General features: G+C 35.7%; 17 protein-coding genes and 1 pseudogene. 6 read left to right on the top strand and 12 right to left on the bottom strand.

Features of this window, described 5'->3' with window-relative positions; all coding sequences use genetic code 11:
* Positions 1-23: 23 nt before the first annotated feature.
* From FNJ88_RS07085 to FNJ88_RS07075, 4 genes and pseudogenes are all read right to left on the bottom strand, one after another.
* The gene (locus FNJ88_RS07085) at positions 24-1580 is read right to left on the bottom strand and encodes a T6SS phospholipase effector Tle1-like catalytic domain-containing protein (RefSeq protein WP_143852512.1); all 1557 of its coding nucleotides are present in this window, start codon (positions 1578-1580) and stop codon (positions 24-26) included.
* 10 nt (positions 1581-1590) lie between these two features.
* Entirely contained in the window at positions 1591-2652 is a 1062-nt protein-coding gene (locus FNJ88_RS07080; RefSeq protein WP_228414587.1) for a DUF2931 family protein, read from the bottom strand.
* Between the two features lie 64 nt (positions 2653-2716).
* The gene (locus tag FNJ88_RS14305; protein WP_185145872.1) at positions 2717-2887 is read right to left on the bottom strand and encodes a hypothetical protein; all 171 of its coding nucleotides are present in this window, start codon (positions 2885-2887) and stop codon (positions 2717-2719) included.
* Between the two features lie 10 nt (positions 2888-2897).
* Positions 2898-4839 (bottom strand): annotated as a pseudogene (locus FNJ88_RS07075) (type VI secretion system Vgr family protein).
* 415 nt (positions 4840-5254) lie between these two features.
* Here FNJ88_RS07075 and tssD point away from each other — a divergent pair.
* The gene (gene tssD, locus FNJ88_RS07070) at positions 5255-5662 is read left to right on the top strand and encodes a type VI secretion system tube protein TssD (protein WP_143851843.1); all 408 of its coding nucleotides are present in this window, start codon (positions 5255-5257) and stop codon (positions 5660-5662) included.
* A 134-nt stretch (positions 5663-5796) separates the two neighbouring features.
* Here tssD and FNJ88_RS07065 read toward each other — a convergent pair whose 3' ends face one another.
* Complete coding sequence (locus FNJ88_RS07065) at positions 5797-6336, bottom strand: hypothetical protein (protein ID WP_143852510.1); 540 nt, start codon at positions 6334-6336, stop codon at positions 5797-5799.
* Between the two features lie 313 nt (positions 6337-6649).
* On the opposite strand from FNJ88_RS07065, the gene mnmA reads away from it, so the two are divergent.
* The gene (mnmA, locus tag FNJ88_RS07060) at positions 6650-7837 is read left to right on the top strand and encodes a tRNA 2-thiouridine(34) synthase MnmA (RefSeq protein ID WP_143852509.1); all 1188 of its coding nucleotides are present in this window, start codon (positions 6650-6652) and stop codon (positions 7835-7837) included.
* A gap of 49 nt (positions 7838-7886) precedes the next feature.
* Here the strand turns inward: mnmA and FNJ88_RS07055 are convergent, their stop codons facing one another.
* Positions 7887-8126: a hypothetical protein gene (locus tag FNJ88_RS07055; protein WP_143852508.1), complete on the bottom strand. Its 240-nt coding sequence runs from the start codon at positions 8124-8126 to the stop codon at positions 7887-7889.
* Positions 8127-8196: 70 nt separating this feature from the next.
* Here FNJ88_RS07055 and FNJ88_RS14300 point away from each other — a divergent pair, with 70 nt between their 5' ends.
* The 4 genes from FNJ88_RS14300 (at position 8197) to FNJ88_RS07040 (ending at position 11444) form a co-directional block, all read left to right on the top strand.
* Complete coding sequence (locus tag FNJ88_RS14300) at positions 8197-8361, top strand: hypothetical protein (RefSeq protein ID WP_185145871.1); 165 nt, start codon at positions 8197-8199, stop codon at positions 8359-8361.
* Between the two features lie 223 nt (positions 8362-8584).
* Positions 8585-9145, top strand: coding sequence for a DUF4256 domain-containing protein (locus tag FNJ88_RS07050; RefSeq protein WP_143852507.1), 561 nt, complete (start codon positions 8585-8587; stop codon positions 9143-9145).
* A gap of 240 nt (positions 9146-9385) precedes the next feature.
* On the top strand, positions 9386-10762 hold the full coding sequence (locus tag FNJ88_RS07045; RefSeq protein WP_143853883.1) for a flavin-containing monooxygenase: 1377 nt from the start codon (positions 9386-9388) through the stop codon (positions 10760-10762).
* Positions 10763-10964: 202 nt separating this feature from the next.
* Positions 10965-11444: a nucleoside deaminase gene (locus tag FNJ88_RS07040; RefSeq protein ID WP_143852506.1), complete on the top strand. Its 480-nt coding sequence runs from the start codon at positions 10965-10967 to the stop codon at positions 11442-11444.
* Positions 11445-11501: 57 nt separating this feature from the next.
* Here FNJ88_RS07040 and cls read toward each other — a convergent pair whose 3' ends face one another.
* The 6 genes from cls to FNJ88_RS07015 all read right to left on the bottom strand — a co-directional run bounded on the left by cls (position 11502) and on the right by FNJ88_RS07015 (position 17613).
* The gene (cls, locus tag FNJ88_RS14560) at positions 11502-12428 is read right to left on the bottom strand and encodes a cardiolipin synthase (RefSeq protein ID WP_317132183.1); all 927 of its coding nucleotides are present in this window, start codon (positions 12426-12428) and stop codon (positions 11502-11504) included.
* Between the two features lie 47 nt (positions 12429-12475).
* Complete coding sequence (locus FNJ88_RS14555; RefSeq protein WP_317132181.1) at positions 12476-12946, bottom strand: PLDc N-terminal domain-containing protein; 471 nt, start codon at positions 12944-12946, stop codon at positions 12476-12478.
* Positions 12947-12959: 13 nt separating this feature from the next.
* On the bottom strand, positions 12960-13697 hold the full coding sequence (locus FNJ88_RS07030) for a LytR/AlgR family response regulator transcription factor (protein WP_143853882.1): 738 nt from the start codon (positions 13695-13697) through the stop codon (positions 12960-12962).
* A gap of 38 nt (positions 13698-13735) precedes the next feature.
* A complete protein-coding gene (locus FNJ88_RS07025; RefSeq protein WP_143852505.1) occupies positions 13736-14026 on the bottom strand; it encodes a 2TM domain-containing protein in 291 nt (96 codons plus the stop codon).
* 6 nt (positions 14027-14032) lie between these two features.
* Complete coding sequence (locus FNJ88_RS07020) at positions 14033-15349, bottom strand: 2TM domain-containing protein (protein WP_143852504.1); 1317 nt, start codon at positions 15347-15349, stop codon at positions 14033-14035.
* A gap of 143 nt (positions 15350-15492) precedes the next feature.
* A complete protein-coding gene (locus FNJ88_RS07015) occupies positions 15493-17613 on the bottom strand; it encodes a carboxy terminal-processing peptidase (protein ID WP_143852503.1) in 2121 nt (706 codons plus the stop codon).
* Between the last annotated feature and the right edge of the window lie 38 nt (positions 17614-17651).

Here is a 17651-nt window from a genome sequence, read left to right as displayed (position 1 = left end):
TTTAATTATTTCAAATATACACGTTACGAGTTAGGTTCTATTTTTCTAAATCTCAAAATAGATTTTCCTACTATTTTGTAATTTGGCTCATAAGCACCGATACCGTCTCCAAATTTTGAATTCCAGTGTATGTATTTGCTTCTTAATTTATTTAGCATATTATGGTCGTTCACTTTCAAATTAAAACGTGCTACATTATTTACATTTTTTAAATCAAGTTTTGTTCGCAGTTGCTCAATCTCTGGTTTGGTATAATAAGTCATTTTGGGCTGTTTGCCAGTGATATAATTTTCCAAACGTTTTTTTACTTTTAGTAAATCGATTTCCTGTGAGTTAGCTGGTTTAGGAATGCCAAATTGGGCATTGAGAGTATTCATTTTAATGGTTGCATTATATTCTGTATTAAGTTTTTCGGCCATAAGATGAAGCGTTACAAAACTATAACTATTGCGAATTCCTTTTCGGGTTGCGTGGGTTTGGTGATCACTATCAGGTTTTACAACCTGTGACCTCTTGAACCAACCCTGAGCGATCAAATCATTTAAATCATTGTTTAAGATATCATCCCAATCCCCATCACTTCTTCCATCTCCCCAATAATTGTCTACATCCATAATTTGAAGATTATTTTCAGTTATCTTATCGGTGTAGCAACCGCCAACATCTGAATGTACGCCTGGCAAATAAAAGTCTTTGCCACCCGCTTGTTTAGCTGTAGGTGTTAGCATGAAATTTTTGCGATGTTCATCGTCAGCACAAAAATGAATTATTTTTTTAGCTTTATATAGATTGTTAATTTCCAATTTCAGACTGTTCAAATGTAGTTCAGCCACATCATTTTCGAAATTAGCGTTTTTGAAAGAAGTTGGATCAAATGACGATACGGTGTCATATAAACCAACAAATCTTATTTGAATCGAAACATAACTAACTCCTTTATCCTGAAGTTGCAAACCTAAATGTCCATTTTTAGGTAATTTGTCTTCTTCAGTTCTATAACCATGACTATCCGTTTTCCAATTTGCCTTTTGACCAGTAGAAGCAGTATATGACTTTTTTGTAGAATCATATTTATTTTTACTCAATTCATATATGAAATTTCTAGCCGCTGCAGCACCTCTACTGAATCCAAAAACATCTAAATAAACTGTATTTATTTCATTATTTCCTTTTAATAATTTAATTTTCGTAGCGATTAATTCGCATCCCTTTCTAACCTTAGCAATAATACCTTGGGTACCTCTTCCGAAAGCCACTCCATCATGATTTGAAGGGTCATCAGAGTCTGCCCCAAAATCATCTGTGCCAATTCCTTCTACATAAACACTATCAATGTATGCACCCTTAGCATAATGAAGTTCCTTTCGCGCTACATTAGAAAGATCATTCGTGTAACTATCTGTTTTTCCATCAGACATTTTTTTATAGGCTTTATTGCCTTTGTCACTTTCTAAACCTAGCCTAGAATTAGTATTTGTTCTATTATTTTGAGTACCGTCGAAAAACACACCAATTCTGATATCAATAAATCCTTTTTGAGCTGGTGGTGGATCGTAGCCCTGAAAAATTATATTTGCCATAAATATTTATTTAATACGGTTCAGCGTACTTATCCATCTCTTTTAAAGGGAATTTAGTACCATTTTGTTCCACATATACTACAGCATCTTTATTTGAACTCACATCTACCACGATATCAATCGAAGCGTTTTTATCTAATTTTTCTCTGAATAATTTATAAATTTCTGTTTTATTGAAATCTAAGGGAAGAAATGTACCGTTATACATTTTATTAGCTTGTCGTATATACTCTGTATTTCCAGTAAAAGCAATCTCCGAATGGTATTTCTTTCCATTTTCATCCTTCCAATCGAAGTCAAAATTATAAGGAATTGCTCTCTTATTGTAAGCAACTATATTATTTTCATTATGGTAGATGGTTTCTTTTTCACCATTACACATTTCCAATCGCCTGTTTTCTATGATATTTCCATTAGCCAAAATTATTTTTAATCTCCAATTAAATCGCTCTCGAAAATCTTCATATATTTTTGGATCGGGGTAACCCTCCTCCTGTATTTTTTTATGAACTAAATCATCGACAAAACCTCCATTTGATTGAGAATTTAATGCAATTGATCTGTAATTTGGTTTGTAGGTGTATTGAAAATCCTCATACGCTTCTTCCTTAGTTATTTCGATTTCTTTAGCCTGGAAAAAACCGACTTCTACCTGATTTCCAGCCCCTGATAGCCACAAGACAAGCTTTCCCCCTGGTGCCATTCCTACACTAATTAGATCGTAAGTTCCTTTTATTGGTGCCATCTTATTTAGTGAATAATCAAATTTAGTAGTAGTAAAACCCTCTTTAAATAATTTCGTGATTTTTACTGTATCTAAATCCCAATGACCAGCATAATATTTATTTTCCACTACAGAAAACCATGTAAACTCTAATGTATGAGGAATTTCATGTAAAACATCCGATGATCCCATAGCTTCGTTTACATTTCCCCATCCTCCCTGAATTGTTCCTACTATATCACTATACCCGTATTGAAAATCATCTGCAATGATTTGTCCAAAATAGACCTGCATCTGGTATTCTTTTGGGGCACTAATACCTCCTGCCCATTTAAATTTTTCTTCCATTTTTTTATTTTGACAACTTATTAAAGATATTGCACCAAAAATAAGTATAAGTAATAATTTTGATTTATTTATTCCCATGAGAAACTATTTTTTTCATACTAGCTAATATCAAATTTCCTTTTTTGGCTTCGGTATTTATTTGATCAGCAATTTTCTCCATTTTACTTCCAACCGTTAAATTGTAAGTATCAGCCACTTTAATTGTGATATTTTTTGCCGTTTTTCTAATCGCCATAATTTTAGTATTAAAATAATTTGGATTTCTCAGTACTGTTAAATTCCACGATCTTACCACTTTGCATGGTCATGTTTTCTTTTTCGCTGAACATGGATATTTCCCCAGCGATCTCATTGGATGTTTCGGCTTGTCTCCGAAAATCTTTTTCAACCATTTCTGTTCTCGTATCAGATGATTCTCTGATATCTCCTGCAGCAGTCTGCACAATATCTGTCCCAGCAGTAGAGATAATATTTTCGTTTGCTGAACTTGTAATACTGTTTCCAGCATCAACCGTTATTTCTTTTCCTGCAGTCATCGTAATATTTTCCCCGGCACTTACTGTAAAGTTTTTCGGAGCAGTTAAGGTGATGCTTCCATTCCCATCCATAAAATAAGTATTTCCACTAGGGTCCAAAATCGTAACACTTTTCTCATTGTCATTCATCAATACTTTAATACCACTTTTAGTTTGTATAGATCGCATGTGATTTTGTGCTCCACCTCCCAATCCAACTTGCCCATGAAACATTCCGCCCATCACAAAAGGTCGATCCGGGTGGTTATGCACAAAGCCTACCATCACCTGATCACCAACTTCTGGAATCGCCACATAACCGCGATTTTGAGAAACCTGATCTGTTCCACCGGCATCGGGAGACATCATTCTGATAAAATTAGTCGTGTCGTGAAGTTGCCAGTCGAAACGAACGGTGACGCGGCCTTGCCCTGAAGGATCCATATTGGAGATCACTGTGGCGATTTGAGGTTCAGCTTTGGGTAAAACAAAATCCGGTTTCGGCATGTAACCCGTGTCCGAAGCAATGGCTTCAAAAGTTCCGGTGTAATGACCGAGCGTATCTATTTCGTGGGTCACTTCGGTCATCATGACGCGGGTGAAGTAACTTGTTTGGTTAGAATCTGTTTTTCGCATTTTCAAATCTGCGACACAGCCTGGATACAAAAAAGGAACCGTGGTGCCACCCGAAACGGTGAAAACTTCTACGGCTTTACTCCCGGCTTCACTTGTCTGAGAGTTCACGATATCCATATCGGTGGTCGCTCTAATTGGCGCTACTTGCAGTGATTTTGTTTTGAAGATTCCTTCGTTATTAGTGTACGACGTTTTCGCCAGATCACTTTTATGTTTAATGGGTGTTTCTCCAGAGGTCAGCTTTGCATGAGAGCTGCTGTTGTAACCATAAAAAGTGGGTTTAATGTGAACTGCTTTTAATTCGACATTGATATCAGAAACATTGCTGCCAAAGGTTAATTCAATTGCTTTGTTCTGAGGTGGCATATTTCCAAAGTGCAGGACTTCACCATCGTAGAAAAACTGTTCGCCGTAAGCTTCCGCCATTCGCGCGAGATAATTGTAATGCGTTTCTTCATATTGTGCACTATATAATATCTGAGAAGAAGCTTTGGCATCCACTCTTACATCATAAGCACTGCTGATTCCCTGTTTGATGACGCGGTCTGCAATGATGCCCATATTCACCGGACCATCACCGCCAAAACTCTGGGTGTGTGGCGCAGCATCCAGTAAGATAGTCGGACTGAATCCTTTCAAAACAATATTTCCTAAACTGTGACCGTCCTGACTGAAACTTACACCTGTGATCACGCCCACAAAAACACGCTCCGGACTGTCGTCGATATCTTTGTGCATGATCTTTACGGTCAGACGGTTGCCCAGAAAACGGTTGGCTTCTTCCAGCTGATGAGTTTGTCTTTCTCCTAAAGCATCATGGGCAAGGGTCAATTCAAGACTGTGGTGACGCCGTGCACTTTGAGTGAGTTTAAAATGTTTGTAATGCTTAATGATCTTTCCATTGATGACGACAGAAAGTTTCACCAAACGGTTGATACCGGCCTGATGGTTATTTTTTAATACTATCTGCGTTATTTTGAGGCGTAAACTTCTGGGGTTTGAAAAATACTGCTTCTGAATTTCCGTTCTTTTCCATATCGTGTGTTTTGAAAAATTAAAATTACCTTGTAAACCTTAGTGTTCAAGGTGATTTCAAAATAGGTGATCGTTGGCTTCGTTTAAAAGGGACCAAGTACAAAAACAAATTTAGTTTAAATACTTCAATCTAAGTTGTAGTAGATCTACTACAAAATTTCGGGATTTTTCGTGATTTTAGCTGTAAAATGAAAATTTTGCTTGGGAATTTTAAAAATCAAAAAATCCGCGTGCGCCTATTACCAAAAAGTTTAACGCCAAATAAAAGAGCGAAATCAGCTCTTTTCGGGCTTGTAGTAAAACTACTACAAATTCCAAAATAAATAAAAATCGCTTGTGATTGAACTGAAAGACTTGTAGGTTTGAATTATTAAAATCAGTCACAAATTAATATTTAACCTTAAAATTTAGAAATCATGGCAGCAAACAATTCAAGAGCAGTCTTAAAATTCAACAACGGAGAAGACTCCAAAGTACTAAAACTAAACTACAGTGTAGCAAGATCTACGGACGTTTCAGGTAGAGTAGCATCTGATCCAAGCAACGCAATTATTAAAGTAACGATCGAAGCGACAGACAAATCTGACATCATCGAATCATTATTGAACGGGAAGTACAAACCAACGGTTGGTGAAGTAACCTTCAATAAATCTCATGAAGAAGGAACTTTGATCAAACTAAACTGGGAGAACGGATACGTGATTCAGCATGAAGTGGAATTCGACGCAATGGACAGCAACAGTATGTTGGTTTCTTTCGTTATCAGTGCAGAAAAAATCACTTACGGTGGTGGCGAATATGAAGGTATTTGGCCAGGAAAATAAGAAACCGAATCAATTATTTATAGTTAGAGCCCTGAGTATTATATATTCAGGGCTCTTTTAATATAAATCTATGGACTTCATCTCCTGTTAATGACTAAGTAACCGCTAAGGACCATTATTTTTCAGATTTATAATTAAAGTCCGAAAACTACGCCGACACTCGGTATAAATCCACTACCAAAAACCGATTCATCTTTATTATATAGTACATTATACATGGCGCCGATCTGCATATAAGTATTGCTCCCGATTCTTTGCATATATCCCCCACCAAAGTATAGTGCTGCTTCATTTCCAGAGTACTTGAACTGGGTTAATTTCTCTTTCTGGTTGAAGAAATATTCCTGAAACATTCCACTTAAGTAGAAATTTCGGGCAATATAATAATTAACGAAAGGACCAAAACCCACCGTTGAAGAAGAATAATATTTAGAATTCGTCCAGCCGAAATTGCCAGCTACACCACCTTTCAAATCATCCGTTAATTGGTAACCAACCCTTGGCGAAATAGAAATTGAAGTTCCAGAATTACCACTACCGAAGGTTCCACCAATCCCAGCAGACCCACCAAAAGTCCACTTCGAATTTCCGCTACCAATACTGGTGGCAGTTCCGATCTGTGCATTTAATGTGAAGCTCGAAATCAGCACACTAAAAAGAAGTATTTTTCTCATGGTCTTTATTTTACCATCAAAATTAAGCCTTTTTTTGAATTTAAAATTTTTACAACATAAACTTGCTATCTAGTTAATTTTTCTTGTTGTGGGGTTAATACCAATAATCTCCTTCTTTGAGATATGGAAGCTGCATTCTGTGTTTTAGTAAAAAAGCGAAAGAACTGCTTCTCGGTCAGAAAAGTATAATGGAAAGCGGGACCACTCTTCGATAGATTTGGGCTCTTGTTGCTCCTAAGCAAATCTATAATTATTGTCGTAAATTTGCGCCCTCAATAAAGAGTCTCCTTTAAAGACTTTATAAAATGAATATATGAAAATTGTAGTAGGACTTTCCGGTGGTGTAGATTCCAGTGTTGCAGCATATTTGTTGCAGAAACAAGGTCATGAAGTGGTGGCACTTTTTATGCGAAACTGGAATGATGCGTCGGTTACTTTGGAAGATGAATGCCCCTGGATCGAGGACAGTAATGACGCTTTGATGGTCGCTCAGAAGTTGGGAATTCCGTATCAGGTCATCGATATGAGTGAATTGTATAAGGAGAAAATCGTGGACTACATGTTCCACGAATATAAAAAAGGTAGAACGCCAAATCCTGATGTTTTGTGTAACCGTGAAGTAAAGTTCGACGTGTTCATGAAAACAGCTTTATCACTTGGTGCTGAGAAAGTTGCAACAGGACATTACGCACAGGTGAACTCTACTTTTGATGAAAATGGGAAAGAGATCTTTCATCTTCTGGCAGGAGCAGATAATAATAAAGATCAGTCGTATTTCCTATGTCAGTTGAATCAAGATCAGCTGTCGAAATCTTTGTTTCCGATTGGAGCATTAACAAAACCTGAAGTTCGGGAAATCGCTCGGGAAATGAATTTGGTGACCGCAGATAAAAAAGATTCCCAAGGTTTATGTTTCATCGGGAAAGTGAGTTTACCCACTTTTCTGCAACAACAACTGGAACCAAAAGAAGGCGAAATTGTAGAAATTTTTAAAGACTTCAGTGGTTTTCATCAAGAAACCCCTCAGTTTTCTTCAAAATTAGAAGAATTACAGTTTCTATCTAAAAAACTCAATTACAAAAAATCGGATGGAAAAGTAATCGGCAAACATCAAGGTGCACATTATTTTACCGTCGGTCAAAGTAAAGGATTAGGAATTGGCGGACATAAAGAATCTTGTTTTTTAATTTCTAGAGATATTGAAAAAAATATCGTTTTCGTGGGCGAAGGAAGAGATTTCCCAGGGCTTTTCCGCAGTGCTTTAAAAATAGAAAATTCAGAAGTTCATTGGGTTCGTGAAGATCTGCGTTTGCAAAACGGCGAAACGATGAAGATAAAAGCCAGAATCCGCTATCGCCAGACTTTAGAGGAAGCGACGCTTTACCAGTTTGAGGAAGGATTATTCATCGAATTTGAAAACCCACAATCTGCTATCGCAGAAGGACAGTTTGCTGCTTGGTATGATGGTGAAGAATTGTTGGGAAGTGGGGTAATCGCTTAAGGCATTTTCTAAAACTTATCTAAGTTGAAATGCAGGAAATTAAATTTTATCATTCTCCGAGAAGCGTTGTAGTAATTGCTTTTGTATTCGGATTGTTGTTTATCCTTTCATTCATCGTCACATTCCTATTCTTATCAGATTTTATACATGACTTAACCTCCTCCAAAATAATAATTCTCGTAGGGTTGTCAATTCTGCCGATCACGCTAACCGCGATATTTGCATGGAAACTTATAAAAAATCTGAAAAATAATAAACCGATCTGCACTTTGACTCCTTCTGAATTCATTTATACAGAATTTTATTGTAAAACAACATCTACAGAAAGAATTTCTCTGGACAATATTAAAAACGTAAAGATGGAAAAAACCTTTATTGATCGTAAAATAACCATATCTCTCGAGCTATACAATAATATGAATCTTTTGAAACTCACTTATCTTACAGGTTTTCTTACAGAAAAAGATAAAGAAATTTTGGTGGAGGAACTGGAGAAAAGAGTAGCTAAGCGAGGATATTTATAGGGTGAATACTTTTAAATTCAATAAACACTCTGATATCATTTTCAAGAATATAGATCAATGAATTACAAACTTCTATTTCGCGCAATGTAGCACCCATCAAATGATTCAGTAGTAATTTAATCTCTTTTTTTTGATGATGAATAAAACCTTTGTAATTTAGTTTTATTAAAAAAAACCATTTTTTAACTAAAACACCTTTCTTGAAATTCCTAATTGTTTAAATATGAGAAATACAGAACTATCCAAAGAAAGAACAGAAGAGCTTCTTGTCATTTTAGAGAAACGTTTTGTGAATAATAAGGAGCGTCATCCAGATTTAAAATGGGAAGATGTTCAAAAAAAACTGGAAGGAAACCCCACCAAACTATGGTCAGTGAACGAAATGGAAGAAACCGATGGCGAACCGGATGTCATTGGTTACGATAAAACTACCAAAGAATTTCTCTATTGTGACTGTGCTGCTGAAAGTCCGAAAGCTCGCCGAAGCGTTTGTTATGACCACGAAGCTTTAGCATCAAGAAAAGAGCATAAACCTAAAGACAGCGCGGTAAATATGGCTAACAGAATGGGTACTACCCTACTGAATGAAGAACAATATCGTACACTTCAGAAATTAGGAATCTTTGACAGCAAAACATCAAGTTGGCTTCTAACACCGCCAGAAATAAGGGAATTAGGAGGCGCAATTTTCGGCGATCGTCGCTTTAATCATATTTTTATTTATCACAATGGTGCAGAATCCTATTATAGCGGAAGAGGATTTCGCAGTTTGCTACGAGTGTAACAAGTCTTAAAATTAGGAAATCCGCAAAAAATTTCTTATATTAGCATTATTGCTAAATCATAAAAATCTTATTGGTGTTTAATTAAAGGGTCATATCCTTTTTCACCAAATTAGAGTTTCAATCTATTCTCTCTGCATTCCGCAGATTTTTTTTATTAGCTAACTTATTAATGGCCTTACTTCACAAGGAAGTAAGAGCTATCTCATTATTAAAAAAAATACATGAATAATAAAGACTTTATGAAGGACAAACGCGTAGGTATTATAGGTGCTGGACCAAGTGGTTTAGCGCAAATCCGTGCATTTGAAGCCTTACAAAATGAAGGTTTCGCAGTTCCAGAAATCATCTGTTTTGAAAAACAGGACAATTGGGGCGGAATGTGGAAATACTCTTGGAGAACAGGCGTTGGGAAATATGGCGAACCTCATCACGGAAGCATGTATAAATACCTGTGGTCCAACGGGCCAAAAGAATGTTTAGAATTTTCTGACTATTCTTTTGATGAACATTTCAAAAAGCCGATTTCTTCTTATCCGCCAAGACCAGTGCTTTTCGATTATATTCAAGGTCGGATTAAAAAAAGCAATGCTAGGGAATATATCCGTTTTGACACGACAGTACGTTGGGTGAGTTTTGATGAAGAAACACAAAAATTCACAGTTATATTGGATGATTTGAAAATTGACAAGACCTATTCTGAAGAGTTTGATTATTTGGTTGTGGCATCTGGGCATTTCTCTACACCAAACATGCCTTATTTCAAAGGGATTGAGAACTTCCCAGGAACGGTCATGCATGCGCATGACTTCCGTGGTGCTGATCAATTTAAAGACCGAAATATTCTATTGATTGGAAGCAGTTATTCTGCAGAAGATATTGGAATTCAATGTTATAAACACGGTGCTGCCTCGGTAACTTTAAGTTATAGAAGCAATCCTATTGGCATCGAATGGCCAGAAGGAATGAAAGAATTGCCTTTGGTTACGCACTTCGAAGGTGACACGGCATTCTTTAAAGACGGAACAACCGAAAAATTTGACGCCGTAATTATGTGTACGGGATATCAACACAAATTTCCTTTTTTACCTGACGAACTTCGACTGAAAACTAAAAACAACCTGTATCCAGATCATTTGTATAAAGGAATTTTCTTTAACGAACTTCCACAACTCATTTACTTGGGAATGCAAGATCAGTACTATACCTTCAATATGTTTGATGCGCAGGCTTGGGTGGCACGTGATTTCATGATCGACCGTTTAAAATTACCAAAAATCGCAGAACGACGAATTGACATTGACCATTGGGTGGAAAGAAATGACCAACTGGAAACAAGTTTTGAGCATGTCGATTTCCAGACTGATTATATAAAAGATTTACTTTCCATTTCAAATTATCCGAACTTTAATGTAGATAAAGTTGCGGTGATGTTTAAAGAATGGTTGGGCGATAAAGAAGAAGATATTCTAACTTACCGGGACAAAACTTACCAAAGTGTTGTGACGGGAACAATGGCAGCCGTTCACCACACTGAATGGATGGATGAGCTGGATGATACTAAGGAACGTTATCTCTACGAAGCTGAGGAAGAAGAAATGATTCCAGAAAAATTATAAAATCAATTTTCATGAAATTAAAAATACCTTTCGATAATGCCGAAGGGTATTTTTATTTCTTTAAATTTTCCTGGTTAAAAATTGTATCAATAATAATCTTCAAATTAATAACCTTCGTATATTTGGACATATGCAGAGACGCAATTTAGTACTGCATATTATTGATAATTCATTAAATAATACGCTCTCTTAATCGGATAATATGAACACAGAAATTAAAAACAAGTTTATGTCGGAAGCGGTTTTAGAAGCGCTTAAAGGAATACAAAACAACGACGGAGGACCATTTGGTTGTGTGATTGTTAAAGACGGAAAAATTGTGGGACGTGGCCATAACAAAGTAACTTCCACTTGTGATCCGACAGCTCATGCCGAAGTAATCGCTATTCGTGATGCCTGCAAAAATCTAAATTCTTTTCAGTTAGAAGGTTGCGAAATTTACACTTCCTGTGAACCGTGTCCTATGTGTTTCGGTGCTATTTATTGGGCAAGACCAGATAAAGTATATTACGGTTGTAGTCAGGAAGATGCGGCAGCTATTGATTTTGATGACGCTTTTATTTATAAGGAAATAGAATTACCCTATGAAAAGAGAAGTATTCCTTTTGAACAAATGGATAGAGATATTGCTTTAGAACCTTTTAAAAAATGGACTGAGAAAGAAGATAAAACGAAATATTAAAATCGTTTCAGAATTTTTTTATTAAAATAGGTGAAAAATCAGATTGAATTTAACACTTTACAACATCGGTGACATCAGCCGGACAATTTTTTCAATTAATTGCACATGTTTCGGACGGTTTTGCCACCCTCCAATTTTAATTTGCTCTGCATCTTTAATATCATTTTCAAAATTCGAAGCTAGATTTTCTGCGACTTCTTTATCATATACAACAGCATTAACTTCAAAATTAAGTTCAAAACTTCGATAATCTAAATTAGCAGTTCCTACGATGGCTACCTCACGATCAGCAACCATCGTTTTTGCATGTACAAATCCTTTTTGATACAAATAAATTTCTACGCCAGCTTCCAAAAGTTCCTTGTAATAAGATTTTGCAGCAGCATTAACCAAGAACGAATCCGAAATACCTGGAACTAAAAGTCTGACTTTCACTCCAGATAAAGCTGCCATTTTCATTGCATCGATTATCGTTTCACCTGGAATAAAATAAGGGGAAGTTAAAAGCACCTCGGATTTTGCAGATTGAATGCATTTAATAATCGAGTAATAAATAGAAGGTCGATCAGAATCCGGTCCACTGGAAACAATTTGGACTGTTGTATTATTTTCATTCAGATTCTGGTTGAAAACCGGAAAATAAGCTTCGTTAATCGTTAATTTTTCTTGGGAGCAATAATTCCAATCTCCGATAAAAATATGCTGCAACATGGCAGTCGCGTCGCCTTCAATTTTCAAAAGCGTGTCCCGCCAAAATAATTTATTATTTTTTGAAGCATTGCTGTATTTATCGCTGACATTAATTCCGCCTACAAATGAAACCTGTCCATCAATGACAATGATTTCACGGTGATCTCTGTAATTGAGTCTATTGGCGAGTTTGATTAATTTAATTTCATAAAAAGGAAAAGCTTTTACCCCATTGGCGCGAAGTCTTTTAACCAAAGTTTTCCGAATGGACGAACTTCCGAAAGCATCATAGATAAAACGAACTTCGACTCCATTTTTAGCTTTTTCAATTAATATCTTTCCTATCGCTCGACCTCATCGTCATAAATATAATATTCAAGATGGATATGGTGTTTGGCTTTGCTGAGCTCTTGTAAAACTTCTGGAAATTTCTCTTCACCATTAATGAGCAATTGTACCGAATTATTGGTCGTCAGTGGACTTCGGTCAGTTTGATAAATCATTTTTGCTAAACCAGCAAAATCAGCTTTAACTTCAGAAAGTTCGAGATTATGAGTATTGTATAGATCTAATTTTGCTAGAAGCCGCTCTTCAAGTTGATGATCTTCGATTATTTTCTTGCTGTAAAGCTTATTTTTACGGTAGTTAATTCCGAACGAAAAGTAAATGAAAACCCCAATTAGAGGTAGAAAAATAACCAAAAGCAAATAGGCTAAAGTTTTGGTTAAGGTTTGAGTATCGTAAATAATACGCAGCAAAACTCCAATAATAAAAAGGACGTAAATAACTTCTAAAATTAAAATCCAGTTCATGATATTCTAATTTTTAACAAGATAACCAATCTTTAAAATCCTTGACACGATCGCGACTCACCGTAATTTCTTCGTCGGGCTGAATCTGCATTTCCACTTTATAATAAGGCGAAGTATGAATGTTTTTAATAAAATTAGAGTTAATGATGAACTGACGATTGACGCGAAAAAATTTCTTATCATCTAAAACTTCCTGAAGCTCATCTAAAGTAAAATCAGTCGGGTAATTACGTTCTTGCGTTTGTAGATAAACGATCTTATTTTCACTATAAAAGCACGATACATCGTCAGTTTGGACAATCTTTAAATTGTACCCTATTTTAACCAGGATTCTCGATAACTTTTGCTTCTCCTCTTTCATTAAAGATTTAACGTCTGAAATATTTAAAGTATCGGATGGTAGAAAATTCTTATATTTTTCAATAGCACTTTCCAAATCCTCCAGCATGATCGGCTTCAGCAAATAATCAATAGAATTGAGTTTAAAAGCTTTCAAAGTATATTGATCAAAAGCGGTGGTGTAGATCATGAAACTTTTTGTCGGCACTTTCTCAAAAATATCAAAGGATACTCCATCACCTAACACAATATCAGAAAGAATAAGATTTGGGTGAGGATTATTTGCAAACCATTCCACTCCCTCTTCCACCGAATGCAACGTTGCAACCAATTGTATATCAGGAAACGAGCTTAATAAGCGTTCTAATTTTCGTGCTGCGGGTTTTTCATCTTCAATGATGACTGTTTTAATGAAATTCAAAATAAATTATTTAAAGAAGTCATATAAAACTACTTATTTTTATTCATTAAATCACGAATTTTTTCTTCTTCCCAATTTTTACCTAATATAAAATTTGGTAAGAAAACACTTAATCCGTGTCCTGTTAATGCAACTCCCCACAAAATAGCAGTCCAGTAAATATTTAAATTTGACAGGGATTCTCCAGCTTGAACACTTTGGGCAATGATGAACAAATTGACTAAAAAGTATACAATTGCGTGAATGTAAAAGCCTTTGATTCTTTTCACTCTTTTTGCAGCTTCGATGTATCGAATGTCATTTTTGTTTAAATTTTCCATAATTTTTTAGTTTTTATATTGTTCTTTTTTTAGAATTTTCTGAATTTGATTCTCTTCCCAAGATCTGCTGATACCAAAAACCTGTAAGGCATGACCGCCAAGTCCAATTCCCCAACCGAAAATAGGCCACCAAAACCAATGATATTCCGGTGAAGTACGTAAATTAATGAAGATCAGAAAGGGAATTACCATACCGTACGAAATCAAATTACTGTAGAATCCTTTGATTTCTTTTACTCTTTTAGCAGCTCTTTCGTAAGCCATGGACTCGGATGAAGGATGGGTAGTCATTGCGGTTATTTTTTCGGTTAATAATGGGATTTTCACTTTGAAAAAACTCGCTGATTTTTCAATGAAAACATTTTGTTTCGTTAATAGAGCATAGCGTTGTACGATATTCGACAGTCCAATACCAGCGCTTTCGTTAAGTTGCTCTCTTTGCTGTAAATTATTCTCAATAAGCAAATTACCTGAAGAAGAATAAATTTTGATATGTAAAGGTCTGGCAGATGTAGCAAAATTATGTTTGATGCAATTCTCTAAAAGCAATTGTAGTGAGAGAGGAACAACATAAAATTTCAGATCTTTTTCATTAACGTCAAATTCAAAACTAACGCTATCTTCAAATCGTGTTTTTAGTAGATCACAATAGGTTTTGGCAAAGGTTATTTCTTCTTCTACCGTGACTAGCTCTTTATCCTTTTGTTCCAGTACATAACGATAAATTTTCGACATAGAAGCGGTGAAACGCTGCGCTTGTTCTGGATTCTCATCGATCAGGGAACTAAGCACGTTTAATGAATTGAAAAGAAAATGTGGATCAAGCTGGTTTTTTAAACTTTCAAATTGTGCGTTGGCAGACTTGGCAATTAATTTCTGCTGTACGACTTCTTGTTTGGTAGAGCTTTTCCACGCTTCAATAAATCCTTTTGCATGTAAAACAGCAGATATAAGTAAAGCAATATTAACGGATATCCAATTAGAAATCGCCATCCATCCTGAAAAAAAATCAGCAACATCATTTTTCTGGAAGAGGATAAAATTTACATAATTGCAAAAGAAAACTAAAATAACATTTACTAATAGCGTGCTTATAATTCCTAAAATTGTTCTTTTTCGAGTGTCATCTACCCAAGAATACTTTTTATTTAAATAATCGTTCACCACGCCATTTCCAATCGCAATCGTGAAAGAATAAAGTCCAGAAATAAAAATATTAAAGAAATAGTTCTGCACCGTTTTCTCGTTGGTGAAGAATACAAATATGATGGTTCCCAAAAAAAAGGTAATCCAAGAGATTGTTATTAAACTTTTCTTATTCATGCTTTAATTATTGATACAAATGTATGGTCGATTAAAGGTAAATAAAATTAATTTCGACCGAAAGGTGAATTTAGTCGACTGAACTGCAAAAAAAAGCAACCACCGAAAAGATCAGTGGTTGCTTTTTAACGTATATGAAGAATTTACTTCATTTCAGAAATTACATTTATGGCTTCCTGAAGATATAGATCACGCTGAAGATTTTTCGTCCAGTTCTCTGTTTTCTTGGTGAAAGCCTCATCTTTTTTCTCACGTAAAGCTTCATCAGGATTCAATGTAAATTTTAAACCATTATTGAATTTTTGCAAACTCTTAAATTTCTTGATCTGCGCTTTTCTGGTTTGCATAACTTCATTAAACTTCGTTTGATTCAGGGAAATTGTTTCCTCTTTATCTAAATTTTCTTTCCATTGTGCAGATTCCTGTATCAACTGGTACGTTTTGTTATTTAATAATCTTGCTTCAATTCCTTTTTGCAGATCTGGAACAGAAAAGTAATTAACTTTTTGGTATTCTGCGGCGGGAATTTTATCCCAAGCCAATGCATAATCATCATAACGCTCCCCAATCTCGGAGTACGTGAAAAAGTCTTTCATTTGTATATCCGATACAATCCCTTTTCTTTGGTTAGATTCTCCGGAAATTCTGTAAAATTTCTGAATGGTTAATTTTAATGATCCGAAATCATCAGTTGTATTCAAAAATCGATTAAGATCCACAAAGGTTTGAACCGTTCCTTTTCCGAAAGATTGTGGTGAACCAATAATTACTCCACGGCCATAATCCTGCATTGCTCCTGCTAAAATCTCCGAGGCAGAAGCCGACAGTTCATTTTGCATAATTACCAAAGGACCAGTCCATAATGGAGCCGTTACTTTGTTTTTTAATGTTTGAATTTTGCCATTACCATCTTTCACCTGCACATAAGGTCCAGCATTCATAAATAATCCCATGATGTCGCCAACCTCAGTTAAACTTCCACCACCATTATTTCGAAGATCGAGCACGATCCCTTCTACGTTTTGAGCTTTAAGCTTAATGATCTCATTCTTAATATCGTCTGACGCATTTCTACCTTTTGCATCTTCAAAATCGGCGTTAAAGCTCGGTAAATTGATAAATCCTATCTTCTTACCTGCTGATGAGTTAATAATTATACTTCGAGCAAAAGTGTCCTCTATGGCAACTTCCTCCCGAATCATCGTTACCTCCTTAATCGTCTTATCTTTTTTCTCAACTGTTAGGGTGACCTTAGTCCCTTTCTCGCCTCTAATTAAGCGTACCGCTTCATCTACCAACATTCCAACAACATTTACTGCATCTTCATTCGGTTTAGATCTTACTTTAAGAATTTTATCTCCTGCCGTAAGTTGCTTTGATTTCCAGGCTGGCGCACCGATCGTTAATTCCCCTAAAGAGAGATATCCTTTTTTTTCTTGGATCAACGCTCCAATTCCAATAACTTTCCCTTTAAACTGAGTGTCAAAATCCTCTTTATTTTTAGGAGAAAAGTAATTGGTGTGGGGATCAAAAACTTCGGTGTATGCATTCATGTACACGGTAAACCAGTCCATTTTGTTCCGTTTCTTGAATCTTCGGAAAGTATCTGTAACCAAGTCTTTCACCTCTTGGGTCGCTTTTATTCTTTTCGCTTCCGGACTAAGAATTTCTAATTTTATGGTGTCTTTTAAATTGAATTTCTGTACCGAATCCTTTTTCTCTTTCTGCGCTTCTTCTCTAGCAGTTAGCGATTCCATTTCCTGCAGAATATTATATTTGATGTACTTTTTCCATTCTGTAGCCAGCTCCGCCTTATTGGCAGCATTTTTTTTGACCTTTGGTTCCAAAACAAGCGTTTCATCCTCATCGAGGTTGATTGGTTTATTCAAGATGTCTTGGGTAATCTTATCGATTTCTTCTACCCGTTGATAAAGTCGGTCGATTGTCAATTTATAAAACGTGAGATCGCCTTGGTTAAGATAATCGTCTAATTTCGTTTTATGCTGAGCAAATTCTGCCATATCTGATTGTAGAAAATAGCGTTTCGAAGCATCTACCATTTCGAAATAATGATTGTAAACTTCCTGTGAATACGCATCATTAATAGGTTTTGGAGAATAATGCAGGTAACTTAGGGTGTTTTTTACGCTAACCATTATTGTCGACATTTTATCGTCGTCGTTCTTTGGTGAGTTGAAGCAGAATACCAAACTCGTTAGCGGAATAAATAGAAGTAATGTATTGAGTCTAAAGTTTTTAAACATTGAGGTATTGTATATAGATGATATGTTAAAGATTTCCC

The organism is Chryseobacterium sp. SNU WT5 (genome assembly GCF_007362475.1).
Taxonomy (GTDB): Bacteria; Bacteroidota; Bacteroidia; order Flavobacteriales; family Weeksellaceae; genus Kaistella.
The sequence above is the reverse complement of the archived record's forward strand: the minus strand, read 5'-3'. Positions and strand labels throughout refer to the sequence as shown.